The following is a 25,167-nucleotide window of genomic DNA, read 5'->3' as shown; positions in this document are numbered from 1 at the left end:
GCCCACAACCGCCACAGTCGCTCGATCGAGCGATTCGTTCGGCTCCTACCAAGTTAGGACAGTCGGGCCGTCCTGTCTCCACAGTTACTCGGACTTCCTACTATCTGAGACGGGCCATCGGATCGGACCAGGTCACAGCGGTGGAGGGGCCTGTGCCCGAACGGCCCGCCCGATCAGAGCAGGTCACCCTCCCGCCAGTCGAACTGGAGCGGGTGGCCGGCCACGGGCAGAGCGCCTCCGGCCGCGGGGCGGACGTACGTGGTGCCCTCCTCCTCGGGCAGCGGGACGGGGCCGGCCGGGCCGAGGGCGGCGAGCCTGCCGGGCCACACCTGCCAGCCGCGCGCCGCGTAGAGCGCCGCACCGGCGTCGGAGGCGGACAGGGCCCCGAAGTCGTAGGCCGTGTCGACGACGTGTTCCAGGGCGGCCATCACCCGGTGGCCGTGGCCCGCGCGGCGGTGGTCGGCGCGGACGGCGACGGCCTCGACGTATCCGGCGCGGTAGGAACGGTCCGCGTGCAGGACGCGGCGCTGGACGACGCTGCCGTGGGCGATCAGGCGGCCGGCGGCGTCGTGCACCAGGGCGTGGACGCCGCCGAGGGAGTGTTCCCAGTCCTCGTCGGCGAAGTCGCCGTCGAAGGCGGTGTCGAGCAGGCCGCGGATCCGGCCCCGTTCGGAGGCGGTGAGCTCGGAGGTGTGGGCGACGCGCAGCGCGGGAGACCGGTCCATGACCTCAAGTCTGCCAGCCGCCCCGACCCGCCCGACACCGAAGGTCGCCGCCGCGCACAGACCCGCCCGGACCGGGGTGCGCGGGGTCCGGGCGGGCGGGGTCGGGCGGTGCCGGTGCGGTGGCGGTGGCGGTGGCGGTGACACCAGCGGCTGCGGTGGGGGCGGCTCAGTACACCGTCACGCCGTACGCGGAGAGCGCCTCCGTGACCGGCTGGTGGATGGCCGAGCCCGCGGTGCCCGAGCAGCCGGAGCTGCCGGAGTGGATGCCGAGGGCGACGGATCCGGCGAAGTGCGCGCCGCCGCTGTCGCCGCCGGCCGAGCAGGCGGTGGTGCGGACCATGTTGTAGACGGGCCCGTCGCCGTAGTTGACGGTGACGTTGACGGCGGTGACCGTGCCGGAGGTCACCTTCGTCGTGGATCCGCTCTTCTTGATCGCCTGGCCGACCACGGCGTTGGCGGCGGAGGAGATGTCCTGGGTGGAGCCGTTGTAGAGGTCGACGGTCCCGGCGGGCGATGAGCCGTTCGTGTAACGGACGATGCCGTAGTCGTTGGTCGGGAAGCTGGTGCCCTCACGGACGCCGACGACCGAACCGCCCGAGCTGGCCGACCAGTTGGCGGAGATGTTGGTGCAGTGTCCGGCGGTCACGAAGTAGCGGGCCCCGCCCTTGGTGACGTTGAAGGCCGCCGAGCAGCGGCTGCCACCGCCGTAGATCGCTCCGCCGCCCAGCACCTCGCGGTGGAAGACGCCCGGTACACGCTTGATGTCGACCGCGCCGTCGAGCCGTTCCGCGACGGCTTCGAGGCGGGCCATGTCCCGTGCGGAGACGGAGGAGTCGGCCTCGACGGCGACCCGGTTGGTGCGCGGGTCGACGCCCCAGGAGGTGCCGGTGATCTTGGCCTCGGCCTCCAGGGTCTCCATCGCGGCTTCCAGCTGGGCGGCGCTGCGGGCCACCCGGCGGACGGTGGCCCCGGCGGCGCGGGCCTGCTCCTCGGCCCGGCCGGTGGTGACGGTGACGACCAGCTTCCCGGTCTTCGCGTCGAGGTAGCTGCCGGCGGTGGCGGCCCCGAGCTGCCGCTCGACGGCGGCGTCGAGCGCGTACGCGGACGGGGCGGGGATCGCCGAGGGGGCGGGTGCCGCCGAGGCGTCGGCGGCGGCGGAGGGGGCGGCTCCGAGTCCGAGAGCGCCGGCGACGAGCAGCAGGGAAACACCGAGGCGCGCACGGGAGTTGCGTCTCATGGGGGAGCTCCTTCGGGGTGACGTGTGGGGACGTACCGAGAAGGAATTTGACATGCTCATTACCTATTCCACAAGACCGCGTGCCCGGGGCGCCGGAGGGCGGACAGCCGGTCCCGCTCAGCGGACACTGACCGGGACCGGGCCCGCGCCTGTCCGAAGCCCCGCTTCCCCCGGGCCTCCCCCACCGCGCACACTGCGGCCATGTCCGACACGACGCCCACGCCCCGGCAGTGGTCGCCCATCCACGGCGACCCGTACCGTCCCGCGCCCTACCGTCCCGAGCGGATCGCTCCGGAGGAGTCGCTCGCCCGTGCCGCCCGGCTGCGGGAGCGCATGGACGAGCGCAGGACCGTCCGCGCCTTCTCCCCCGACCCTGTCCCCGAGCAGGTGGTGCGCGACGCCATCGCGTGCGCGGCCACCGCCCCCTCCGGCGCGCACCAGCAGCCGTGGACCTTCGCCCTGGTCAAGGACCCCGAGGTCCGCCGCCGGATCCGGGAGGCCGCCGAGCACGAGGAGAAGGTGAGCTACGACGGGCGGCTCGGCGAGGAGTGGCTCGCGGCGCTGCGCCCGCTGGGCACGGACGCGGTGAAGGCGCACATGACGGACGCGCCCGCCCTGATCGTGGTGTTCCAGCAGCGCTACTGGCTGGGCGAGGACGGCACGAAGCGCAAGCACTACTACGGGGACGAGTCGGTCGGGATCGCGGTGGGCATGCTGCTCACCGCCCTGCACCTGTCCGGTCTCGCCGCGCTGATCCACACCCCGAGCCCGATGCGCTTCCTCGGCGAGGTCCTGAACCGGCCCGAGAACGAGAAGGCGTTCGCCGTGATCCCCGTCGGCTATCCCGCGGACGACTGCGAGGTCCCCGACCTGGTGCGCAAGTCGCTGGACCAGGTGCTGGTGGAGATCTGAGAGGCGCCGCCCGGTGCCGCCCGCCCCGAAGAAGAGGGAGACACACGGAAACCGCCCCCCGGCCGGCTGGGGGGCCGGTCGGGGGGCGGTGCTCTGGGGGGCTTCCGTCGCCGGGAGACCCCGGGTCCGGGGCGTCGTGCTGCGGCGCCCCGGGAGGGTCAGCCCTGGTGGGGGTAGGTGTAGTCGGTCGGCGGGACCAGCGTCTCCTTGATGGCCCGGGTCAGGGTCCAGCGCTGGAGGTTCTGCGGGGCGCCCGCCTTGTCGCAGGTGCCGGAGGCACGGCCGCCGCCGAAGGGCTGCTGGCCGACGACGGCGCCGGTCGACTTGTCGTTGATGTAGAAGTTGCCCGCGGCGTAGCGGAGCTTGTCCATCGTGTACGCGGCGGCCGCGCGGTCGCCCGAGATGACCGAGCCGGTCAGCGCGTAGTCGGAGACCGACTCCATCTGCTCCAGCATGGCGTCGTACTGGTCGTCCTCGTAGACGTGGATCGCGAGGATCGGGCCGAAGTACTCGGTCGTGAAGACCTCGCTCTCGGCGTCGGAGCACTCGATGACGGTCGGGCGGACGAAGTAGCCCACCGAGTCGTCGTAGGTGCCGCCCGCGACGACGGTGCACGCCGGGTCGGACTTCGCACGGTCGATCGCGGCCTTGTTCTTGGCGAACGAGCGCTCGTCGATGACGGCTCCGATGAAGTTCGTCAGGTCGGTGACGTCACCCATCGTGATCGCGTCGACCTCGGCCGCGAACTCCTCCTTGAAACCCGAGTTCCAGATGGAGGCCGGGATGTACGCCCGCGAGGACGCCGAGCACTTCTGGCCCTGGAACTCGAAGGAGCCGCGGGTCAGCGCGGTCTTCAGGACGGCGCGGTCGGCGCTGGGGTGCGCGACGACGAAGTCCTTGCCGCCGGTCTCGCCGACGAGCCGCGGGTAGGTGCGGTACTTGGCGATGTTGTTGCCGACCGTCTTCCACAGGTGCTGGAAGGTGGGGGTCGACCCGGTGAAGTGGATGCCGGCCAGGTCGCGGTGGTTCAGCGCCACCTCCGAGACGGCGATGCCGTCGCCGGTGACCAGGTTGATGACGCCCTTGGGCAGCCCGGCCTCCTCCAGGAGCTGCATCAGCAGCACGGCGGCGTGGGTCTGGGTCGGGGACGGCTTCCACACCACGACGTTGCCCATGAGGGCGGGGGCGGTGGGGAGGTTGCCCGCGATGGCCGTGAAGTTGAACGGCGTGATCGCGTAGACGAAGCCCTCCAGCGGGCGGTGGTCCATGCGGTTCCACACGCCCGGGGAGTTCGCCGGGGGCTGCTCGGCGAGGATCTGGCGCGCGTAGTGCACGTTGAAGCGCCAGAAGTCGATGAGCTCGCAGGGGGTGTCGATCTCGGCCTGCTGGGCGGTCTTGGACTGGCCGAGCATGGTGGAGGCGGCCAGCGTCTCGCGCCAGGGGCCGGCCAGCAGCTCCGCGGCGCGCAGGATGATCGCCGCGCGGTCGTCGAAGGCCATCGCGCGCCAGGCCGGAGCGGCGGCGAGGGCCGCGTCGATGGCGTCCTGGGCGTCCTGCTCGGTGGCGCCGGCGAAGGTGCCGATGACGGCCCGGTGGTTGTGCGGCTGTACGACGTTCACACGCTCGCCGCCGCCCATCCGCTTCTCGCCGCCGATGGTCATCGGCAGGTCGATCGGGTTGTCGGCGAGCTCCTTGAGCTTCACCTCCAGGCGGGCGCGCTCCGGGGAGCCCGGGGCGTAGGAGTGAACCGGCTCGTTGACCGGCGCGGGGACCTGGGTGACGGCGTCCATGGTTGCCTTGTCTCCTTGGTGTCGGCGGGGATGGGTGGGTCGGCCGTGGCCGGTTCAGCCCCGGGTCGGGGCCGGGCGCTCAGCCCTTGGTGAGGATCGAGCGGCCGAAGAACAGCAGGTTGGCCGGCTTCTCCGCGAGGCGGCGCATGAAATATCCGTACCAGTCGGTGCCGTACGCCGTGTAGACGCGCATCCGGTGGCCCTCGGCCGCGAGCCGGACGTGCTCGTCGCTGCGGATGCCGTACAGCATCTGGAACTCGTACTCATCCAGTTTGCGCCCGGCCTGGCGGCCCAGCTCCTGGGCGATGGCGACGAGACGGGGATCGTGGGACCCGATCATCGGGTAACCCGCACCCTCCATCAGGATCCGGGTGATGCGGACGTACGCCTTGTCGATCTCGGCCTTGTCCTGGTACGCGACGGAGGCGGGCTCCTTGTAGGCGCCCTTCACGATGCGTACGCGGCTGCCCGCTGCGGCGAGCCTGCGGGCGTCGTCCTCGGTGCGGAACAGGTAGGACTGGATGACGCAGCCGGTCTCCGGGAAGTCCTTCCGCAGCTCCTCGTGGATGGCGAACATCGAGTCGAGGGTGGTGTGGTCCTCGGCGTCCAGGGTGACCGTGGTGCCGATGGCGGCCGCCGCCTCGACGACCGGGCGCACGTTGGCGAGGGCCAGCTCGTGGCCGTTCTCCAGCGACTGGCCGAACATGGACAGCTTCACGGACATCTCGGCGCGGGTCCCCAGGCCGAGGTCCTTCAGACGCTCGATGAGCTCCAGGTACGCGTCACGGGCGGCCTCGGCCTGCGCGGGGGTGGTGATGTCCTCGCCGACGACGTCGAGCGTGACCTCCAGGCCCTTGTCCGCGGCGTCCTCCACGATCGGCACGACCTGGTCGACGGTCTCCCCGGCGATGAAGCGGTCGACGACCTGCTTGGTGCCGGGCGCGGCCGAGACGAACCGGCGCATCTTGTCGCTGCGCGATGCGGCGAGAATCACGGGACCCAGCACGGGGCACCTCCACGAATATACGGACGAAGGGCCGTAACGGCACGAACGTGAACGGACCGGTACGGCACGGATAACCACCGTGAAATCTAGGGACCGCTCCGATCCTGTGCCATCGACACCTGTCACGCATCCGTGGCCGTCACCTCAGACATCTGTCTGAAGAAGAGTGCCAAGGGGTGCAGAATGGCGGAGTGACAGGCGATTACCAGGAACTGGTCGACGAGATCTCGGCCCTCCTCGACGCCCCGGCCACCCTGGAGAACCGGGATTTCGGCCTGGTCGCCTTCGGAGCCCACGACAGCGACGACGACTCCGCGATGGACCCGGTCCGCACCCGGTCGATCCTGACCCGGCGCTCCACGCCCGCCGTGCGCGCCTGGTTCGAGGGGTTCGGCATCACCCGGGCGACCGGCCCCGTGCGGATCCCCGCCGCCCCCGAGGCCGGGGTGTTCCGGGACCGCGTCTGCCTTCCCGTACGCCATCGGGGTGTCGTCCTCGGTTACGTCTGGCTGCTCGACGCCGACCCCGGCCCGACCGACGAGCAGTTGGCCGCCGCGATGGAGGTCGCCGCCCGGATCGGGGCGCTGCTCTCCGACGAGGCGCGGGCGGGCGCCGACCTGTCGCGGGAGTTCGGCGCGGTGCTCACGGCGGGCCCCGGCCGGCAGCGCGACACCGCCGTCGCCGCGCTGGGCGAGGCCCTGGGGCCGGACGCGGAGGGGCTGCACACGGTGGTCTGCGTGACCCCGTGGGCGGACGACACGCCCTCGGTACGGGGGGTGGGCTCGGCGGCCGCCCTGGCGACGGTCGCCGCGCCCGGGGGAGCCGGGCCGCTGTCGCTGGCCGCGCTCGTCCGGCTGCGCTCGCCGGACCGCCTCGACCCGGCCCTGAGCGCCGCGGACCGGCTGCGCACCGATGGCGGCCCGGCCGCCACCGGGGGGATCGCCACGCCGCGCCGGGGCCTGGACGAGCTGCCGGTCTCCTGGCGGGAGGCCACGGCGGCGGCCCGCGCGGCCCGGGCCGAGACCCGCCTCGGCCCGGTCGCCCGGTGGTCGGCGATCGGCCCCTACCGTCTGCTGACCGCACTCCCGGGCACCGGCGACGGCCCCGGCGACCCGGTGGTCGCCCCGCTGCTGACCTCGCCGCACCGGGAGCTGGCGCACACCGCCGAGGTGTTCCTGGACTGCGCGGGCCAGGCGGGCCGGACGGCCGCCGCGCTGGGCATCCACCGCCAGACGCTGTACTACCGGCTCTCCCGGATCCAGCAGATCACCGGCCTCGACCTGAACGACGGCGAGGACCGGCTGCTGCTGCACATGGCGGTGAAGCGGGCCCGGCTGTAGGAGCATCGGGCGGGCCCGGCCGGTGGAGCGTCCGGAAGGCCGGCCCCTCACTTGCCGAAGCGGCGGTCCCGGTTCGCGTACGAGCGCAGCGCGCGCAGGAAGTCCACGTGCCGGAAGGCCGGCCAGTAGCAGTCCACCCAGTGCATCTCGGCGTACGCGGACTGCCAGAGGAGGAAGCCGGACAGCCGCTGCTCGCCCGAGGTGCGGATGATGAAGTCGGTGTGGTCGGCCACGGGCGAGTAGAGGTGTCGGGAGATGTCGTCGATCCCGAACCGGGCGACCAGTTCGGCCGGGTCCCCGCCGGCCGCCATGTGCTCCTCGAAGGCGCTCTTCACGGCGTCGACGATCTCGCGCCGGCCGCCGTAGCCGACCGCCACGTCCACCTTGAGGCCGCCGCGCCCGGCCGTGGCGGCGGTGGCCTCCTTGAACACCCGGGCGCTGGCACCGGGCAGCATGTCGAGCGAGCCGATCGCCCGGACCTCCCAGTCCCGGCCCTCGGCGGTGATGTCCCGGACGGTCTCCTCGATGACCTCGATCAGCGGGCCGAGCTCTTCGGCGGGGCGGCCCAGGTTGTCGTCGGAGAGCATGAAGAGGGTCACGTGCTCGATCCCGGCGGCCGTGCACCAGCCCAGGAAGGTGGTGACCTTGGCGCCGCCCGCCCGGTAGCCCTCCCGGACGTCGGTGTGCCCGGCCTTCCGGGCCCAGCGCCGGTTGCCGTCGACCATGATCCCGACGTGCTGGGGGCGCGGCAGGCCCACCAGGGTGGCGGCGAGCCGGCGCTCGTACACCGCTTCGATCGGCCGTCGGAGAAACAGGGGAAGCAGCTTCATGGGCCCACTCCATCACAGGACCGCCCGTGCCGGAGGACCCCGCCGACGGTCCCGGACGCCTCCGGCGTGTTCCGGCCGGTCCTCACAACGGGCTGTCCCCGTCGTCCGGTTCGATGATCGGGCGGTCGCTGACCAGGGCGGCCAGCACCAGCGGCGCGTCCCCGTCGCTGTGCCCCACGGTCAGGGCGATCCACCGGCCGTCGGGGGCGAGAGGACCCCAGACCACCAGGTCTCCGTACAGGTCCGCGGTGAACAGCGCCTCGAACAACGGCTCCACGGACGCCCCGGCCTCCCACCGCAGCAGCGCCACGTGCAGCCGCACCGGCCGGTGCGGGCCCCAGCGCGCACCCGACTCCCTTGCCAGCGACTCCAGATGGCCCTCGGCGGCCTCCACGGCTTCGTTCCACTCGGGGGCGTACACACCGGTGAGGGAACGGCCCTCCCACAGCGGCACGATCCGGAAGCCCTCCCCGACGGTGACCGTCCACTCGCCGGTGTCCGGGTCGCCCTCGACGACGGTGGGGCCGGTGGCCGGTACGGGGGCGGCGAGGAGCTCGGTCACCTCGGCCGCCGCGCGCTCCGCGTCGAACTCCTCGCCTGCCCGGGAACTCACAGGACCGCCCGGTCCATCGGGCGGGGCAGCGGAGCCAACGCACCCGCCTCACGCAGCCGCTGGTACACCCGCACCACGCCCGCACTGTCGCCCGGGGCCGCGATGCTCAGCAACTCCCCGCCGCCTGGCTGGGGTTCACGGACCACCTCCAGGCCGTCGGGAACGAGGGCGGCGCGGGCCGGGGAGAGATAGCCGGTCCGGCCCACGACCGGGTCGCCGACGGAGTACCCGGCGTCGTCCTCCAGCGCGTCCAGCACGTCGTCGTCGCTCACATCGCCGAAGTCCGGTTCCCACACCCGGGCGACGAGCGACAGGAGCGCCTCCTCGGGGACCACGGCCTCGTCCGGGGCGTGCAGGATGATCGCGAGCGACTGGAGGAGGAACTCCGGCGCCCCGCCGGCCACTCCGCTGACCTCGGCCTCCCAGCCGCGCGCCCCGGTGCCGACGAGCCGCAGCCCGGTGCCGGTGAGGTCCGACCAGTCGGCCGCGCTCCGGGCGGTGCGGACCGCGCCGAGCAGGGCTTCCCCGTCGGGGGTGAACGCGGTGGCGGGGCCGTTCCCGTGGACCTGGCTCCAGGCGTCGGCCGCCTGCGGGACCAGCTCGGCGAACCCGTCGAGGGTCCGCAGCCACCGGTCGGCAAGCTCCTCGGCCGGCTCCGGCCGGGGACCCCAGAAGCCCCGCACTACACGTCGCATGCTCGTCTCTCCTCCGTCGGCCGGCCCACAGCGCGCGGTGACCCGGCCGGACGGCGGCCGGGTCACCACGCGTGCAGGCTACAAGGCGCCCCCAGGACGAGGACCGCTTGCGTCCCGGCGCGGCCTACTCGTCGAACGCCCCCGGTTTCCTGGTGCTGTCGTTGGGCTTCGACGGGCTGTGGACCACCTTGACCGGCAGCCCTTCGTCCCGGAACGCCCTGCGGGCGGCCTTGGCCACCTCCGGGTCGGAGAAGTGCCACTCCACGCTCCGGCCACCGGACGCCTCCACCTGGGCGCGGGCCTCGGTGACGAACTTGTCCTTGCCCGAGGGGGTGAGGGCCCCGCTGTCGGACTTGGACAGATAGCTGCCGTAACCGTTCTTGGCCTCCAGGAACGTCTGCCGGGAGGAGTCCCAGCCGTCGTACTCCACCGCCGGCTTGCCCTCCCGGGGGTGCGGCACGACGTACTCCTGGCCCCGGTTGGTACCGGTCACCTGCTCCTGGTAGCGCAGCCAGGACTCGTTCTTCCAGTTGGGGGCGGGGTTGCGGTCCCGGCTCGCCCAGTAGCCGTCGCCCGCGTCGGCGTCCCCGAGCGTACGGTCCCTGAGGTCGTCGGCCCAGGACGGCGGGTTGTAGTTGCGCGGGTCGGAGGTGTCGTTGCGCTGCGCCTGCGGGTACTTCTTCTTGTCCATCTCGGCCTTGCGCGCCCGCTCGGGCTCCTCCAGCCTCTTCCGCTCCAGATGGGCGGCCCGCTCGGCTGCCCGCGCCTGGGCGGCGGCAGCCTTGGCCGCCTCGTCGCACCCGCCGTCTCCGAGGACGATCCGGTCCGGGGAGCCGCCCGCCAGCACTCCGGTGCCCGCGCCGGGGACTCCGGTGGCCCCTCCCCCGCCGTACGGCACGCGCGGCGGGCCCGAGGCGATGACGCAGCCGGTGCGGCGGGCCGCGTCCTCGGCGGTGTCCGCCGCGTCGTCGGCCTCCTTCGCCGCCTTCCGTACGCCGTCGAGGTCGCCGGCCTCGGCCGCCTTGCGGGCCCTGCGGGCCGCCGCCCCCGCGTCGTCGGCGGCCCTCGCCACGGCTCCGGCGACCTTGCCCAGCGCACCGAGCTTGCCGACCTTGCCGACGACCTTCCCGACGTTGTAGCCGGGGATGAAGATCGAGCCGACGTTCCAGATCACGTCGGTGACGGCCCGGGTCTTCTCGCCGTTGTTCCAGCGCTCGCGGACCTCGTCCCCGACGAACACGTCGTCGCCGACCGTGACCACGGTGTTGACGGACGCCTCGCCCCAGTCCAGCACCGCGCCCAGGTAGTCGCCGTCCGCCCACTTGTCGCCCGCGCCCGAGGAGTCCTTCACCCATTGGTCGCCGAGCTGCTTGCCGTAGTCGGCGAGGCCCGACCAGGTCTCCGGCTTGAACAGGTCGATGATCCCGGTGATGTCGCCCCAGAGCCCGTCGACCACGAGGCCCTTGACGACCTGCGTCGTACGGTCCCAGGCGCAGCCGAAGAAGCCCCAGCCGCCGCAGTCCTCCTGCTCCTCGGCCTGCTCGCCGCCTCCCTCGCCTTCACCGTCGTCGGACGCCTGTACGTCGTGGGCGGCCTCGGGCTCCTCGTCGTCGTCGGGGAAGGTGTCCTCGCCGGTGCCGGGGCGGCCGGTGTCATCGGGGCCTCCCGTGCCGCCGCCGGTCGCGGTCGAGCCCTCGGATCCGCCCGAACTATCGGGTCCGCCCGAGCTCTCTGGTCCGCCCGAACTATCGGGTCCGCCCGAACCCTCGGATCCGCCCGAACCCTCGGATCCGCCCGAACCCTCGGATCCGCCCGAGCCGTCGGTACCTCCGGTGGAGCCGGTGGCTCCCGTACCGCCGGTGGCCCCCTCCGTGGACCCGCCGGTGACTCCACCCGTGGTCGTCGAACCGCCGTCGGCGCCGCCGTCCGCGCTCCCCGACGTGCTGCCGCCGGCTCCTGCGTCCGTGCCTCCGTCGGCTCCCCCGTCCGTACCTGCGTCCGTACCGCCGCCCGGGCGGTCGCCCGCCTCGACGGAGCCGCTGCCCGGGGAGACCGGGCAGGAGCTGCCGGTCAGCGAGCAGATCGCGGACTGGAGACCCTCGGTGATCCGGCCGCCGAGGCCGCCCACCGTCAGGGCCCCGATCAGCGCGACGACGATCAGGACCAGGCCCAGGTACTCCAGGGCGGTCTGCCCCCGGTCCCGCTTCCAGGTGATCATGTGCGGGAGCGAGAACCGCGGCGGCTGCCCCCGTTCGCCGGGCGGCAGCCGGAACCACGTCCGGCTCCCCGCGCGGCTGGTCAGGAGGAGGATGAGGACCGGCAGGACCAGCTGGGTCAGTCCGTCCGGCGACCCGTCCCCGAGGTTGGCGAGGCCGCCGAGGATCAGCCAGACCTGGACAGCGACGATGCCCCACCGCACCCGGGTGCCGCCGGTCCGTACGTGCCGGGCCAGCAGCGCCGCGAGCACCCCGGGCGCGGAGGCGTACAGCAGGATGCCGAGCACCTCGGCGCCCATCGCGTCCGCGGCGAGGGCCGAGCCGGACAGGCCGACCGCCCCCAGCACCGTCGCCCCGAACAGCACGAGGAGCAGCACGCGGACCAGGACGAGCGGGCGCGGGAGTTCACGCCGCGGGGCGGCGGCCGGAGCCGGGCCTCCCGCTACGGGTATGCCACCGACAGCAGACATACGTGATCCGACCCCCGGCGCCCATGAGTGACATGACAACCGGTCACCCTAGGGGCGGGGCCCGCTCCCGTCGTGGGCCCCAGGACCCAACCCCGGGCCCACCTCGACGGGTTGACCGGGACGCGGTAGAGCAACGTACCCGGCAGCGGGCCACTCGTACGGGACGAGCGGGCCTGCTACCGGGTACGGAGCGGGGTCGTGCGGCTGTGCCCCCGCGTCAGCCGGTGGGCCTCGTCGACGCTTCCGCGCTCAGCCGGTGAGGCGTACCGATGTGTCCGCGTCAGTCGGTGAGGTTCACCGAGCGGGCCGAGGACGCGCCGATCTCCTCGGCGATCTCGGTCAGCACCGGCTGCGGGACGGTGTCGTCGACGGTGAGGACGACGAGCGCCTCGCCGCCGACGGCGGCCCGGGACACCTGCATGCCCGCGATGTTCAGCCCGGCCTCGCCGAGGATCTTGCCGACCGCGCCCACCACACCGGGACGGTCCTGGTAGCGCAGGACGACCATATGGTCGGCGAGCGCCAGATCGACGTCGTGCTCACCGATGGCGACGATCTTCTGGAGGTTCTTCGGGCCGGCCAGCGTGCCGGAGACCGCGACCTCCTGGCCGTCGGAGAGCGTGCCGCGCACGGTGACCACGTTGCGGTGGTCGGGCGATTCGGAGCTGGTGGTGAGGCGGACCTCCACCCCGCGCTCCTGCGCGAACAGCGGGGCGTTCACGTAGGAGACGGTCTCGTCGACGACGTCCTCGAAGACGCCCTTGAGCGCGGAGAGCTCCAGCACCTTGACGTCGTGCTGGGTGATCTCGCCGTACACCTCGACGTCGAGCCGGGCCGCGACCTCACCCGCGAGCGCGGTGAAGATCCGGCCGAGCTTCTCGGCGAGCGGCAGGCCGGGGCGTACGTCCTCGGCGATGACGCCGCCCTGGACGTTGACCGCGTCCGGGACCAGCTCGCCGGCCAGGGCGAGGCGGACGGACTTGGCGACCGCGATGCCCGCCTTCTCCTGCGCCTCGTCGGTGGAGGCGCCGAGGTGCGGGGTGCAGACGACCTGGTCGAACTGGAACAGCGGGGAGTCGGTGCAGGGCTCCTTCGCGTACACGTCGAGGCCGGCGCCCGCGACGCGGCCCTCCTTCAGCGCGGAGGCCAGGGCCTCCTCGTCGACGATCCCGCCGCGCGCGGCGTTGACGATGCGCACCGAGGGCTTCACCTTGTGCAGCGCCTCGTCACCGATGAGACCGAGGGTCTCGGGGGTCTTGGGCAGGTGCACCGTGATGAAGTCGGCGACCTCCAGCAGCTCGTCCAGGCTGAGGAGCTTGACGCCCATCTGCGCGGCGCGGGCCGGCTGGACGTAGGGGTCGTAGGCGACGATCTTCATGCCGAAGGCCGACATGCGCTGGGCCACCAGGACGCCGATGCGGCCGAGGCCCACGACGCCGAGGACCTTCTCGCTGAGCTCGACCCCGGTGTACTTGGAGCGCTTCCACTCACCGTTCTTGAGCGCGGTGTTGGCCTGCGGGATGTTGCGCGCGGTGGCCACCAGCAGACCGCAGGCCAGCTCGGCCGCGGTGACGATGTTGGAGGTGGGGGCGTTGACGACCATCACGCCGGCCTTGGTGGCCGAGGAGACGTCGACGTTGTCCAGACCGACGCCGGCGCGGGCCACGACCCGGAGCTTCTTGGCGGCGGCGATGGCCTCGGTGTCGACCTTGGTGGCGGAGCGCACCAGGATGGCGTCGACGTCGACGATCGCGGGGAGAAGCTCGGCGCGGTCCGCGCCGTTGCAGTGCCGGATCTCGAAATCCGGACCCAGGGCGTCGACCGTGGCGGGCGACAGCTCTTCAGCGATGAGTACGACAGGTTTCGAGCTCACGTGAGTCCTCACAAGTCCAGTGCGGACGGCCGTCCCGACGGCCGCAGGCGGTGGAGGGGCTAGCCGCGTGGAAGACGCACGACACTGTGGGCCCTGACGCGTGTATCTGTTGAGAAGTGTAGTCATGCGACGCGCCTCGTACCGCGCCCCGGTGGAAGGATCACCCGCACGAGGGTGGACGTGGTGTACACCCGTACGGAACTGCCCCTCCGGTACCCCCGTACGGAGCGGCCTCTCCGGTTTCACCGCGGAGCGGGGCGGGTCCGCGAAGGACCCGCCCCGCTCCCCCGAGGCCTAGGCCTCTTCGTCGTTCACCCAGCTCATGAGCTTGCGCAGCTCACGGCCCGTGGTCTCCAGCAGGTGGTCGCTGTCGGCCTTCTTGTACTCGTTGTACTTGGGCAGACCGTTGTGGTACTCCGCCATCCAGGCTTTGGCGAAGGTGCCGTCCTGGATCTCGGTGAGGACCTTCTTCATCTCGGCCTTGGTGTCGGCCGTGATGATGCGCGGTCCGGTGACGTAGTCGCCCCACTCGGCCGTCTCCGAGATGGACCAGCGCATCTTCTCCAGGCCGCCCTCGTACATGAGGTCGACGATGAGCTTCAGCTCGTGCAGGCACTCGAAGTACGCGATCTCGGGCTGGTAACCGGCCTCGGTCAGCGTCTCGAAACCGGCCTTGACCAGGGCGGCGGTGCCACCGCAGAGGACGGCCTGCTCACCGAACAGGTCGGTCTCGGTCTCCTCGGTGAAGGTCGTCTTGATGACGCCGGCGCGGGTGCCGCCGATGCCCTTGGCGTACGAGAGAGCCAGCTCCAGGCCCTTGCCCGAGGCGTCCTGCTCGACCGCCACGATGCAGGGAACGCCGCGGCCCTCCTCGTACTGACGGCGGACCAGGTGGCCGGGGCCCTTGGGGGCGACCATGCAGACGTCGACGCCGGCCGGCGGCTTGATGAAGCCGAAGCGGATGTTCAGGCCGTGGCCGAAGAACAGCGCGTCGCCGTCCTTGAGGTTGTCCTTGACGGACTCCTCGTAGACCTGGGCCTGGATCGGGTCCGGGACGAGGATCATGATGACGTCGGCCTCGGCGGCGGCCTCGGCCGGGGTCACCACGCGCAGGCCCTGCTCCTCGGCCTTGGCCTTGGACTTCGAGCCCTCGTGCAGACCGACGCGGACGTCGACGCCGGAGTCACGGAGCGACAGCGCGTGGGCGTGGCCCTGGCTGCCGTATCCGAGAACCGCGACCTTGCGGCCCTGGATGATGGACAGGTCGGCATCGTCGTCGTAGAACAGCTCGGCCACTGGGTCTTCTCCTTGGTGTGCAGGTGTTGCGTCCCACCGTACGGCGGGGGCGTCGTGTACGTGATCGGGTCTCGCCATGCGAGCGGCGCGGGCGCGTCCCGCCGCCGGTCAGGCGGAGCGGTCGAGGGCGCGCAGGGACCGGTCCGTGATCGAGCGCGCGCCGCGCCCTATGGCGATGGTGCCGGACTGGACGAGCTCCTTGATGCCGTACTGCTCCAGCATCTTGAGCATCGCCTCCAGCTTGTCGGCCCCTCCGGTCGCCTCGATCGTGACGGCCTCCGGGGAGACGTCGACGGTCTTGGCGCGGAACAGCTGGACGATCTCGACGATCTGGGAGCGGGTCTCGCTGTCGGCGCGGACCTTCACCAGGACGAGCTCCCGCTGGATCGCGGCGGCGGGCTCGAGTTCGACGATCTTCAGGACGTTGACCAGCTTGTTGAGCTGCTTGGTGACCTGTTCCAGGGGCAGGCCCTCGACATTCACGACGATGGTGATGCGGGAGATGTCGGGGTGCTCGGTGGTGCCGACCGCGAGCGAGTCGATGTTGAAGCCGCGGCGGGAGAACAGGGCGGTGATCCGGGCGAGGACACCGGGCTTGTTCTCGACCAGGACGGAGAGCGTGTGCTTTTCGGACATGGAGTCGTTCTCTCTCTGTCTCTCAGTCGTCTTCGTTGTCGCCGAAGTCGGGGCGGACGCCGCGGGCGGCCTGGACCTCGTCGTTGGAGGTGCCCGCCGCGACCATCGGCCAGACCATGGCGTCCTCGTGGACGATGAAGTCGATGACGACGGGACGGTCGTTGATGGAGTTGGCCTCTTCGATGACCTTGTCCAGGTCGGCCGGGTCCTCGCAGCGGATGGCGTAGCAGCCCATGGCCTCGGACAGCTTGACGAAGTCCGGGACGCGGGTGCCCTTGGCCGGGACGCCGTCCGTGTCCGCGCCGGAGTGCAGCACGGTGTTGGAGTAGCGCTGGTTGTAGAAGAGGGTCTGCCACTGGCGGACCATCCCGAGCGCGCCGTTGTTGATGACGGCGACCTTGATCGGGATGTTGTTGAGCGCGCAGGTGGTCAGTTCCTGGTTGGTCATCTGGAAGCAGCCGTCGCCGTCGATGGCCCAGACCGTGCGGTCGGGCATGCCGGCCTTCGCGCCCATGGCGGCCGGGACCGCGTACCCCATCGTTCCGGCGCCGCCGCTGTTGAGCCAGGTGGCGGGCTGCTCGTAGTCGATGAAGTGGGAGGCCCACATCTGGTGCTGGCCGACGCCCGCCGCGAAGATCGTGCCCTCGGGGGCGAGCTCGCCGATGCGCTGGATGACCTGCTGCGGGGAGAGGCTGCCGTCCTCGGGCAGGTCGTAGCCGAGCGGGTAGGTCTCGCGCCAGCGGTTGAGGTCCTTCCACCACGCGGTGTAGTCACCGGTGTTGCCCTCGGTGTGCTCGGCCTGGACGGCCTGGACCAGGTCGGCCAGGACCTCGCGGGCATCGCCGACGATGGGCACGTCGGCGGTGCGGTTCTTGCCGATCTCGGCCGGGTCGATGTCGGCGTGGACGATCTTGGCGTACGGGGCGAAGCTGTCCAGCTTGCCCGTGACGCGGTCGTCGAAGCGGGCGCCGAGGGCGACGATCAGGTCGGCCTTCTGCAGCGCGGTGACGGCGGTGACCGCACCGTGCATGCCCGGCATTCCCACGTGCAGCGGGTGGCTGTCGGGGAAGGATCCGAGCGCCATCAGGGTGGTGGTGACGGGCGCTCCGGTCAGCTCCGCGAGGACCTTCAGCTCGGCGGTGGCACCGGCCTTCATGACGCCGCCGCCGACGTACAGCACGGGGCGCTTGGCCTGGGTGATCAGCTTCGCGGCCTCGCGGATCTGCTTGGCGTGCGGCTTGGTCACCGGGCGGTAGCCGGGCAGGTCCTGGGTGGGCGGCCAGCTGAAGGTGGTCTTCGCCTGGAGGGCGTCCTTGGCGATGTCGACGAGGACCGGTCCGGGGCGGCCGGTGGAGGCGATGTGGAAGGCCTCGGCGATGGTGTGCGGGATGTCCTCGGCCTTGGTGACCAGGAAGTTGTGCTTGGTGATCGGCATCGTGATGCCGCAGATGTCGGCTTCCTGGAAGGCGTCGGTGCCGATCGCCTTGGCGGCGACCTGGCCGGTGATCGCGACGAGCGGCACGGAGTCCATGTGCGCGTCGGCGATCGGGGTGACCAGGTTGGTGGCGCCGGGGCCCGAGGTGGCCATGCAGACGCCGACCTTGCCGGTGGCCTGCGCGTACCCGGTGGCGGCGTGTCCGGCGCCCTGCTCGTGGCGGACCAGGACGTGACGGACCCGGGTGGAGTCCATCATCGGGTCGTAGGCGGGGAGGATCGCGCCGCCGGGAATGCCGAATACCGTGTCGGCGCCGACTTCCTCGAGAGAACGGATGAGGGACTGCGCGCCCGTGACGTGCTCAACGGTGACGGACGGCTGTCCGCCGTTACGGGCGCGCGGCTGCGGGTGGTGGGCCCCGGTGGCCTGCTCGGTCATCGGCATTCTCTTCTCGAAGCTGAGGGTTTTCGCGGGTGTTTTGCAGCGGTTTGAGCGGCGTCAGTGCAACAAAAAACCCCTCGTGCCGTGAGGCAAGCGAGGGGAGCGCGCCGGGTGCGGTCGCAGAGTGTCGTGGAGTGACTCTGCTTCAGCCGACGCGCTTTCCAAGTACGAGAATTCGGGTGCGCATGGCATTGACCCTCTCTCCGGCACGCATGACGTGTCAAGTGGGTGGGACGGGCGTCTCAGCATGTGATCCGGTGAGCAGGGGGATCGAGCCGCCCGCCATCACCGGCCGGGGGCTCGGGATGCCCGGTACGGGGAACTCCCCGCGGACCAGGGCGCGTCGCAGCCGGTACTCGTCGAGCGGGCCGGAGAAGGCCATCCCCTGGCCGTGGGTGCACCCCATGGCGCGCAGGGCGAGGACCTGCTCGGGGACGTCGACGCCGTCGGCGACGGACTGGAGGCCGAGGTCGCAGGCGATCCGCAGGAGGCCGCTGGTGATCTTGTGGAGCCTGGCCGATTCGACCACGCCCTCGACCAGGTTCCGGTCGAGTTTCAGTACGTCGATGGGGAGCCGGCGCAGCGCGTTGATCGCCGCGAAGCCGCTGCCGAAGCCGTCGAGCGCGATCCGTACACCGAGGCGGCGCAGGGCCACGAGGCGCTGCTCCAGGGCGTCGAAGGAGACGCGCGGGTCGCTGTCGGCGACCTCGACCATCAGGGCGCCCGAGGGCAGACCGTGGCGGGTCAGCAACGCCTCGATGGAGCCGGGGGGCGAGGCCGCCTCCAGCAGCCGGGCGGCGGAGAGCCGGACGGAGACGGTGACGGGGTGCCCGGCCCTGGCCCGGTCGGCGGCCTGGGCCACCGCCTCCTCCAGGAGCCAGCGGCCGAGCTCGGCGGTGCGGTCGTCGTCGCCGGAGACCCGGAGGAACTCGGCGGGGGTGAACAGGATGCCCTGGGCGGAACGCCAGCGGGCCTGGGCGGCGACGGCCGCGACGGACCCGCTGGCGAGGTGGACGACGGGCTGGTGGAGCAGGGCGAACTCGCCCTCGCGCAGGGCGGTGCGCAGCCGGGTGGCCAGCTCGGAGCGGCGTACGACGTCGGCCTGCATCTGCGGGGCGTACAGCTCGACCCGGTCCTTGCCGCCGGCCTTGGCGCGGTACATCGCGAGATCCGCGTTGCGCATGAGGTCGGTGGGGCTGATGCCGGGCTCGGCGAAGGCCACGCCGATGGAGGCGGCCACCCGGACCTCGCTGGCGCCGATGCGGTAGGGCTGGGAGAGGGTGAGGCGCAGCCGGTCGGCGATCTCGTGGACCTGGTACTCCCGGGCGCCCTGGTCGCGGGTGCCGTCGCCCACGATGAGCGCGGCGAACTCGTCGCCGCCGAGCCTCGCCGCGGTGTCGCCGGCCCGGACGGAGTCCTGGAGGCGACGGCCGGCCTGGACGAGGAGTTCGTCGCCCGCCTGGTGGCCGATGGTGTCGTTGACCGCCTTGAAGCCGTCGAGGTCGATGAAGAGGACGGCGGTGCCGGGGTCGCCCGAGCGGCGGCCGCCGAGCGCCTGTCGGACCCGGGCGGTGAACAGGGCCCTGTTGGGCAGGTCGGTGAGCGGGTCGTGCTCGGCGTTGTGCTGCAACTGGGCCTGGAGCCTGACCCGTTCGGTGACGTCCCGGCTGTTGAGGAGGAGGCCGCCCTGATGGCGGTTGACGGTGGACTCGACGTGGAGCCAGTCGCCCGTGCCGGAGCGGAAGCGGCACTCGATGCGGGTGGTGGGCTCCTCGTGCGGCGGTGCGGCCAGGAAGCGTCGCACCTCGTGGACGAACCGGCCGAGATCGTCGGGGTGGATGATCGAGGACAGCTCGGAGCCGACGAGACCCTCCGCCGCACGCCCGTAGACCCCGGCGGCGGCGGGGCTGACGTAGCGCAGGGTGCCGTTCGGCGCGGCGATCATGATGACGTCGCTGGAACCCTGCACCAGGGAGCGGAAGTGGTTCTCCTTCTGGGCCAGCTCCTGGGTGAGGGAGATGTTGTCGAGGAGCATGATGCCCTGCCGGACGACCAGCGCCAGGACGACGGTGCAGCCGGTGAAGATGACGACACGGTCCACCCGGCGGCCGTCGACCACGTTGTACAGGATGCCCAGGGTGCAGACGGCGGCGGCGAGATAGGGGGTCAGCGCGGCCAGCGAGCCGGCGATCGGGCGGCTGGCGATGGCTCGCGGGGGGCCGGGGCGGGCGGACGGCCGGACCACGCGGCGGGCGCCCCAGGGGGCGTAGGCGAGGAGCAGCGACCCGGCGAACCAGCCGGCGTCGAGGAGTTGGCCCGAGTGGTAGGTGGAGCGCAGCAGCGGCGAGGTGAACACCGCGTCGCTCAGCACCGTGAGCGCCAGGGCGGCGATGGCGGTGTTCACCGCGGAGCGGTTCACGCCGGCCCGGCGGAAGTGCAGGGCGAGCACCATCGACACGAGCACGATGTCGAGCAGCGGGTAGGCCAGCGAGAGGGCCGCGGACGCGACGCTGGTGTCCTGGACCCCCGCCAGGTGCGCGGTGTGCGCGAGGGCGAGGCTCCAGGCGAGCGTCAGCAGGGAGCCGCCGATAAGCCAGGCGTCCAGGGCCAGGCACACCCAGCCCGCGCGGGTGACGGGCCGTTTGGCGAGCACGAGCAGTCCGACGATGGCGGGCGGCGCGAAGCAGAGGAAGAAGACGTCGGCGAGGGAGGGGGTGGGCACGGCGACGCCGAGGATCACCTCGTACCAGCCCCAGACGGCGTTTCCGCAGGCCGCCATGGCGGAGGAGAGCGAGAACAGCAGCCAGGCGGGGCGCAGTCGGCCCCTGACCGCCCGTGCGTAGAGGAAGCAGGAGACGGCGGCGACCAGGGCCGCCGCGGCGAGACCGAAGTCCCCCATGATGACGGCGACCTGCGGAGAGCCCCAGCCGACGGCGGCGCCCACCGAATATCCGGCGCAGACGACACCGAGCAGGATCCGGGACCGCAGACCCGTGGTGCCGGTGGCCGACCGCGGGGCGAGCAGGGTCCCCAGCGCGCTCACCGGAGGGCTCCCCGCCCTGGGCCCACCGGGCAGGTGCTCCCCAGCGCCCGGCCCCTCGGCGTACGGCACCGAGGAGCCGGGCCCCGAGGTCCGCGGCGTCGAGGTGCCCAGCTCTTCGCGGGGGCTTCCCGGCGCCGCTCGCCCCGGCCCGTCCGCGGCGGCTCCGGCGTTGCCGGTCCGGGGCAGGAATCCGGCCACCGGCGGGTGCTGTGCTCCATCGGCGCGGGCGGCCGCAACCGTCCGCTCGTCCGCGTCGGATCGTCTTTCCATGGCCAGCACATCGCCCGTCGCCCCCTCGCGTTCCGGTGCTCCCCCCGCGCCGTCCCTTCCACGGCGCAGCCCCCCGGATCGGACGATACACCAGATCCGTCACTCAGGGCCATAGATTCTCTACGCTCCGTGACGAAATGCGAGGTGAGCGGCACTGCGTGCATCCGGTCCGCCCCGTAGCGTGGCCGCTACCGCGGGGTCAGCCGGTGGTGGTCACGACGTTGCGCAACGGCTCTCCGGCGGCGAACCGGGTGAGCTGTGCGGCCAGCAGCCGCTTGGCACGCGGTGCGAAGGCCGAGGTGCTGCCGCCCACGTGAGGCGTGATCAAGACATTCGGAGCATGCCAGAGAGGATGGCCCTCGGGCAGGGGTTCCGGGTCGGTCACATCGAGTGCGGCCCGCAGCCGTCCGGACTCGAGTTCGGACAGCAGCGCCTTGGTGTCGACGACTCCGCCGCGGGCGACGTTGACGAGGAGGGCCCCGTCGGGCATCGCGGCGAGGAAGTCGGCGCCCACCAGCCCCTGCGTGGACGGGTTCAGCGGAGTGGAGAGGATAACGACGTCGGCCTCGGGCAGCAGGGCGGGCAGATCGTCGAGCGTCTGTACGGGACCGCGTGCGGTGGCCCGCGCGGAGCGCGCGACGCGCGCCACCCGCGCGCACTCGAAGGGGGCGAGCCGGTCCTCGATGGCCGAGCCGATGGATCCGTACCCCACGATGAGGACGGACTTGTCGGCGAGCGCCGGGTAGAAACCGGACCGCCACTCCTCCTTGTCCTGGCCGTGGACGAATCCCGGGAGCCCGCGCAGGGACGCGAGGACCAGGGCGAGCGTCAGCTCGGCGGTGGACGCCTCGTGCACCCCCTGGGCGTTGCAGAGGCGTACGCCGGCGGGAAGCACTCCGAGGCCCGGCTCCACATGGTCGATGCCCGCGGAGAGCGTCTGCACCACCCGGACGGCGCTCATCGAGGCGAGCGGGCGCACCGCGACCTCGGGGCCCTTCAGGTAGGGGACGACGTAGTAGGCACAGTCGGCCGGGTCTCCCGGGTAGTCCGGTTCACCGTCCCAGAAAAGGTAGTTGAGGTCCTCGGGCAGGCCGTCGATCTCCTCGGCCCGGTAGGGCAGCCACACGTCGTGAGTCGTCGCAGTCATGGTCAGGAGGCTATGCGACAGATGTGCGAGCACTCCAGGAATATGCCCGGAGCCCTCGCGCGAGCGGCGGTCAGCGCGGTCACGGTCCGAGGGCCCGCCCGCACCCCGGCGTACAGGGCGGCGACGTCCCGTCGGCCGGAGCAGGGAGCGGTCGGTGAGGCGGGAGACCCGGTCGAGGCGGTTGCGCATGGTGGCGCGGTGGTGCGTGGTGCGGTGGCAGGGGAGCATCTCGGTGCCCGCCCCGGCAGGCCGCACAAACGGGGCCGCTCCAGCGGGTCGAGCTTGGCCGCCGGGCGCGGCAGTGCGTCACCCGGGCGAGCTGGTACTCCAGGAGCACGTCGTCGAGCCGGGACAGCCCGGGCGGCCCAGCCGCTGGAGGCGGTTCGCGTGCACGGCCCGCCTCCCGCGCCGCGGGAACGGCGGCCGGGCCGCGGCCGCGAACACCCGGTGCCCGACGTCCGTCGCCGGCGCATCACGCAGGCCGGACAGGTCACAGCCGCCCGGCAGCAGGTCGATCCCGGCAACCCCCCGCAGAAGGGCCCTCCGCCGCGCGGCGGGCGACCACGGCAGCGGTGAAGTCACCACCGCGAGCAGCCGTCCGTGCGTGTGGGCCGGGCATCGGCGTATCGTCACATCGCCCGAACGCCTCCGTCAATCACTCACCGAACTCCCCCGACAGGGACCTGGGTCGTGGATCGGGCGGGCGTGACCGCCCGGGTCCGGGACCGCGCTCTCGCGCCGTCTCCGGCGAGAGCCGCCCGTGGACCGCGGCGGACGGGGGCGGAACGGCTCGTCCAGGAAAGGGTTCGGGGAGTTGGAGAGCAGGACTATCGGGGCGGCGGGGCTTGCCGTGGGTGCGGTCGGTCTCGGCTGCATGCCGATGAGCTGGGGTTACACCGCGTCGCAGCGGCTCGGAGACCGTTCGATGCGGACGGTGCACGCTGCGCTGGACGCGGGCGTCCGGCTGCTCGACACCGCGGACATGTACGGCCCGTTCACCAACGAGCTGCTGGTGGGGCGGGCGTTGAAGGGGCGCCGCCGGGAGGCGTTCGTCTCCACCAAGTGCGGGCTTCTGGTGGGCGATCAGCACATCGTCGCCAACGGCCGGCCCGGGTATGTCCGACGGGCCTGTGACGCCTCGCTGCGACGGCTCCAGACCGATGTGATCGACCTGTACCAGCTGCACCGGGCCGACCCCGAGGTGCCGGTGGAGGAGACCTGGGGTGCGATGGCGGAGCTGGTGACCGCGGGCAAGGTGCGCTCGCTCGGGCTGTGCGCCGTGGGGGCGCGGGCCCCGCGCCGGTCGGGTGCGGGACCGCATGAGGGAACGATCCGGCAGTTGGAGCGGATCCAGCAGGTCTTCCCGGTGAGCGCCGTCGAGGCGGAGCTGTCGGTGTGGTCGCGCGAGGCGCTGGCGGAGCTGCTGCCGTGGTGTGTGGCGCGCGGGGTCGGGCTGCTGGCCGCGATGCCGCTGGGCAGCGGCTATCTGACCGGGACGCTGAAGCCGGGCCAGGGGTTCGAGCCGGAGGATCTGCGGGCCCGGCATCCGCGGTTCACGGCGGAGGTGATGGCGGCGAACCAGCCGGTGGTGGCCGGTCTGCGGCGGGTCGCGGAGCGGCGCGGGGCGACCGTGGCCCAGGTGGCGCTGGCGTGGGTGCTGCGCCAGGGTCCGCACGTGGTGCCGGTGCCGGGGACGAAGCGGGAGCGGTGGGCGGTGGAGAACGCCGGGGCGGCGCGGGTGGTCCTGGACGACCGGGACGTGGCGGAGATCGACGGCCTGCCCGCCGCCCGCGAGTCGTGGGACTGAGCGTCATGGAGCGGTGGTCGAGGGGAGGGGCGCCGTCCGGCGGCCGGCGGCAGAATGGGCGCGTGGGGAACTCCTGGGCCGGCCGAGCTGTAGGAACAAGGTGTGGGAGCAAGTAGTCGGGCAACCGTCGAAAGGATCGGTTCCGTGCGTGGTGCTCTGTTCGGACCTGTGCAGTCCCCGGCGATGCGCAGGGGGGTGGTGGCCGTGCTGGCGTCGGCCGCGCTGCTGCTGACCGCCGGGTGTTCCGGCGACGGGGACGGGGGACCGTCCGGGCAGCCCGCCGGTTCCCCGAGCGCCTCGGGGGGCTCCGCTCCCGCGGCCTCCCCGAGCCGCTCGGCCGATCCGCCGCCGGCGAAGGGCGCGGCGAAGGTGGTCTCGACGCTGACCGAGGGCCTGAAGTCGCCCTGGGGCCTGGCCGCGCTGCCGGGCGGTGACCTGCTGGTCTCCTCGCGCGACGAGGGCACGGTCCACCGGGTCGACGGCGAGAGCGGGAAGCAGACGCTGCTGGGCTCGGTGCCCGGGGTGTCCCCGGCGGGCGAGGGCGGGCTGCTGGGGCTCGCCGTCTCCTCCACGTTCGGCGCGGACCAGATGGTGTACGCCTACTTCACCACCACGTCCGACAACCGGATCGCCCGCATGAGTTACGACGAGAGCCGTCCGGCGGGACAGCAGCTGGGGGCCCCGGACACCATCCTGCGGGGCATCCCCAAGGGCAGCATCCACAACGGGGGCCGGATCGCCTTCGGCCCGGACAGGATGCTGTACGCGGGCACCGGCGAGACCGGGGACACCGGGCTGGCCCAGGACAAGGAGTCGCTGGCGGGGAAGATCCTGCGGATGACCCCGGACGGGGAGCCGGTGCACGGCAATCCGGAGGCGGACTCGGTGGTGTATTCGTACGGGCACCGCAATGTGCAGGGGCTCGCCTGGGACGCGGAGAAGCGGCTGTGGGCCGCCGAGTTCGGCCAGAACACCTGGGACGAGCTGAATCTGGTCGAGCCCGGAGGGAACTACGGCTGGCCCGAGGTCGAGGGCCGGGAGGGCGAGGACGGGTTCATCGACCCGGTGGCCCAGTGGAAGACCTCCGAGGCCTCCCCCAGCGGGATCGCGTACGCGGAGGGCTCGATCTGGATGGCCGGGCTGCGCGGCGAGCGTCTCTGGCGCATTCCGCTGTCCGGCGAGAAGGCGGAGGAACCTTATGCCGACCCCCAGTCGTTCCTGGAGGAGAAGCACGGCCGCCTGCGCACGGTGGTGAGTGCGGGGAGCGACCGCCTGTGGCTGGTCACCAGCAACACGGACGGACGGGGAACGCGGAAGCCCGGGGACGACAGGGTCCTTCAGGTGGAGGTGGAGTAGCCGACCGCACGTGCGGCATGTCGGAGGGA

18 protein-coding genes are annotated in these 25,167 nt (G+C 72.3%); 4 read left to right on the top strand and 14 right to left on the bottom strand.

The genetic code is table 11. From position 1 onward, the window contains the following. Nucleotides 1-173: 173 nt before the first annotated feature. Nucleotides 174-725: a GNAT family N-acetyltransferase gene (locus tag ACH4RG_RS09860; protein ID WP_397924096.1), complete on the bottom strand. Its 552-nt coding sequence runs from the start codon at nucleotides 723-725 to the stop codon at nucleotides 174-176. A 166-nt stretch (nucleotides 726-891) separates the two neighbouring features. After that, nucleotides 892-1,962 (bottom strand): S1 family peptidase, encoded by a 1,071-nt coding sequence (locus tag ACH4RG_RS09855; RefSeq protein ID WP_397928806.1) that lies wholly within the window; start codon nucleotides 1,960-1,962, stop codon nucleotides 892-894. A gap of 201 nt (nucleotides 1,963-2,163) precedes the next feature. On the opposite strand from ACH4RG_RS09855, the gene ACH4RG_RS09850 reads away from it, so the two are divergent. Then, nucleotides 2,164-2,874, top strand: coding sequence for a nitroreductase family protein (locus tag ACH4RG_RS09850; RefSeq protein WP_018960088.1), 711 nt, complete (start codon nucleotides 2,164-2,166; stop codon nucleotides 2,872-2,874). A 158-nt stretch (nucleotides 2,875-3,032) separates the two neighbouring features. Here the strand turns inward: ACH4RG_RS09850 and pruA are convergent, their stop codons facing one another. Further along, complete coding sequence (pruA, locus tag ACH4RG_RS09845) at nucleotides 3,033-4,664, bottom strand: L-glutamate gamma-semialdehyde dehydrogenase (RefSeq protein ID WP_398539334.1); 1,632 nt, start codon at nucleotides 4,662-4,664, stop codon at nucleotides 3,033-3,035. 79 nt (nucleotides 4,665-4,743) lie between these two features. Continuing rightward, a complete protein-coding gene (locus tag ACH4RG_RS09840) occupies nucleotides 4,744-5,670 on the bottom strand; it encodes a proline dehydrogenase family protein (protein WP_397924102.1) in 927 nt (308 codons plus the stop codon). Nucleotides 5,671-5,861: 191 nt separating this feature from the next. Between ACH4RG_RS09840 and ACH4RG_RS09835 the strand changes: the two genes are divergently transcribed. Further along, the gene (locus tag ACH4RG_RS09835; RefSeq protein WP_397928808.1) at nucleotides 5,862-7,010 is read left to right on the top strand and encodes a PucR family transcriptional regulator; all 1,149 of its coding nucleotides are present in this window, start codon (nucleotides 5,862-5,864) and stop codon (nucleotides 7,008-7,010) included. 47 nt (nucleotides 7,011-7,057) lie between these two features. Here ACH4RG_RS09835 and ACH4RG_RS09830 read toward each other — a convergent pair whose 3' ends face one another. The 10 genes from ACH4RG_RS09830 to ACH4RG_RS09785 form a co-directional block, all read right to left on the bottom strand. Then, complete coding sequence (locus tag ACH4RG_RS09830; RefSeq protein ID WP_398539333.1) at nucleotides 7,058-7,840, bottom strand: isoprenyl transferase; 783 nt, start codon at nucleotides 7,838-7,840, stop codon at nucleotides 7,058-7,060. An 82-nt stretch (nucleotides 7,841-7,922) separates the two neighbouring features. Then, nucleotides 7,923-8,453: a hypothetical protein gene (locus ACH4RG_RS09825; RefSeq protein WP_397924108.1), complete on the bottom strand. Its 531-nt coding sequence runs from the start codon at nucleotides 8,451-8,453 to the stop codon at nucleotides 7,923-7,925. Further along, nucleotides 8,450-9,148 (bottom strand): hypothetical protein, encoded by a 699-nt coding sequence (locus ACH4RG_RS09820; protein WP_397924110.1) that lies wholly within the window; start codon nucleotides 9,146-9,148, stop codon nucleotides 8,450-8,452. The genes ACH4RG_RS09825 and ACH4RG_RS09820 overlap by 4 nt, the downstream gene beginning before the upstream one ends. A gap of 124 nt (nucleotides 9,149-9,272) precedes the next feature. Then, nucleotides 9,273-11,834 carry a Tox-REase-5 domain-containing protein gene (locus tag ACH4RG_RS09815; RefSeq protein ID WP_398539332.1) on the bottom strand — a complete coding sequence of 854 codons (2,562 nt, stop codon included), beginning with the start codon at nucleotides 11,832-11,834 and terminating at the stop codon, nucleotides 9,273-9,275. A 280-nt stretch (nucleotides 11,835-12,114) separates the two neighbouring features. Then, nucleotides 12,115-13,707, bottom strand: a complete 1,593-nt coding sequence (gene serA / locus ACH4RG_RS09810; RefSeq protein ID WP_397928812.1) for a phosphoglycerate dehydrogenase — start codon at nucleotides 13,705-13,707, stop codon at nucleotides 12,115-12,117. Nucleotides 13,708-14,001: 294 nt separating this feature from the next. After that, on the bottom strand, nucleotides 14,002-15,003 hold the full coding sequence (gene ilvC / locus ACH4RG_RS09805; RefSeq protein WP_215104806.1) for a ketol-acid reductoisomerase: 1,002 nt from the start codon (nucleotides 15,001-15,003) through the stop codon (nucleotides 14,002-14,004). Nucleotides 15,004-15,111: 108 nt separating this feature from the next. Continuing rightward, nucleotides 15,112-15,639, bottom strand: coding sequence for an acetolactate synthase small subunit (gene ilvN, locus ACH4RG_RS09800; RefSeq protein ID WP_003966072.1), 528 nt, complete (start codon nucleotides 15,637-15,639; stop codon nucleotides 15,112-15,114). 22 nt (nucleotides 15,640-15,661) lie between these two features. After that, a complete protein-coding gene (locus ACH4RG_RS09795; RefSeq protein ID WP_397924116.1) occupies nucleotides 15,662-17,518 on the bottom strand; it encodes an acetolactate synthase large subunit in 1,857 nt (618 codons plus the stop codon). Between the two features lie 217 nt (nucleotides 17,519-17,735). Further along, a complete protein-coding gene (locus tag ACH4RG_RS09790; RefSeq protein WP_397924316.1) occupies nucleotides 17,736-20,558 on the bottom strand; it encodes a putative bifunctional diguanylate cyclase/phosphodiesterase in 2,823 nt (940 codons plus the stop codon). A 469-nt stretch (nucleotides 20,559-21,027) separates the two neighbouring features. Further along, nucleotides 21,028-21,975, bottom strand: coding sequence for a 2-hydroxyacid dehydrogenase (locus ACH4RG_RS09785; protein ID WP_397924118.1), 948 nt, complete (start codon nucleotides 21,973-21,975; stop codon nucleotides 21,028-21,030). A gap of 850 nt (nucleotides 21,976-22,825) precedes the next feature. Here ACH4RG_RS09785 and ACH4RG_RS09780 point away from each other — a divergent pair. Together ACH4RG_RS09780 and ACH4RG_RS09775 are read left to right on the top strand one after the other, a co-directional pair. After that, on the top strand, nucleotides 22,826-23,782 hold the full coding sequence (locus ACH4RG_RS09780) for an aldo/keto reductase (protein ID WP_397924317.1): 957 nt from the start codon (nucleotides 22,826-22,828) through the stop codon (nucleotides 23,780-23,782). Nucleotides 23,783-23,926: 144 nt separating this feature from the next. After that, entirely contained in the window at nucleotides 23,927-25,138 is a 1,212-nt protein-coding gene (locus ACH4RG_RS09775) for a PQQ-dependent sugar dehydrogenase (RefSeq protein WP_398539331.1), read from the top strand. Nucleotides 25,139-25,167 lie beyond the last annotated feature (29 nt).

Source organism: Streptomyces sp. NPDC021019 (genome assembly GCF_044333295.1).
GTDB lineage: Bacteria > Actinomycetota > Actinomycetes > Streptomycetales > Streptomycetaceae > Streptomyces.
Note: the sequence above shows the minus strand (reverse complement) of the source record. Positions and strands in the feature narration are given on the sequence as shown.

Excerpts from the sequence above, each read along its gene's own strand:
- ACH4RG_RS09860 (WP_397924096.1), bottom strand. The coding sequence starts at position 725 with ATGGACCGGTCTCCCGCGCTGCGCGTCGCCCACACCTCCGAGCTCACC.
- ACH4RG_RS09855 (WP_397928806.1), bottom strand. The coding sequence starts at position 1,962 with ATGAGACGCAACTCCCGTGCGCGCCTCGGTGTTTCCCTGCTGCTCGTC.
- ACH4RG_RS09850 (WP_018960088.1), top strand. The coding sequence starts at position 2,164 with ATGTCCGACACGACGCCCACGCCCCGGCAGTGGTCGCCCATCCACGGC.
- pruA (WP_398539334.1), bottom strand. The coding sequence starts at position 4,664 with ATGGACGCCGTCACCCAGGTCCCCGCGCCGGTCAACGAGCCGGTTCAC.
- ACH4RG_RS09830 (WP_398539333.1), bottom strand. The coding sequence starts at position 7,840 with ATGAAGCTGCTTCCCCTGTTTCTCCGACGGCCGATCGAAGCGGTGTAC.
- ACH4RG_RS09820 (WP_397924110.1), bottom strand. The coding sequence starts at position 9,148 with ATGCGACGTGTAGTGCGGGGCTTCTGGGGTCCCCGGCCGGAGCCGGCC.
- ACH4RG_RS09815 (WP_398539332.1), bottom strand. The coding sequence starts at position 11,834 with ATGTCTGCTGTCGGTGGCATACCCGTAGCGGGAGGCCCGGCTCCGGCC.
- ilvN (WP_003966072.1), bottom strand. The coding sequence starts at position 15,639 with ATGTCCGAAAAGCACACGCTCTCCGTCCTGGTCGAGAACAAGCCCGGT.
- ACH4RG_RS09795 (WP_397924116.1), bottom strand. The coding sequence starts at position 17,518 with ATGCCGATGACCGAGCAGGCCACCGGGGCCCACCACCCGCAGCCGCGC.
- ACH4RG_RS09785 (WP_397924118.1), bottom strand. The coding sequence starts at position 21,975 with ATGACTGCGACGACTCACGACGTGTGGCTGCCCTACCGGGCCGAGGAG.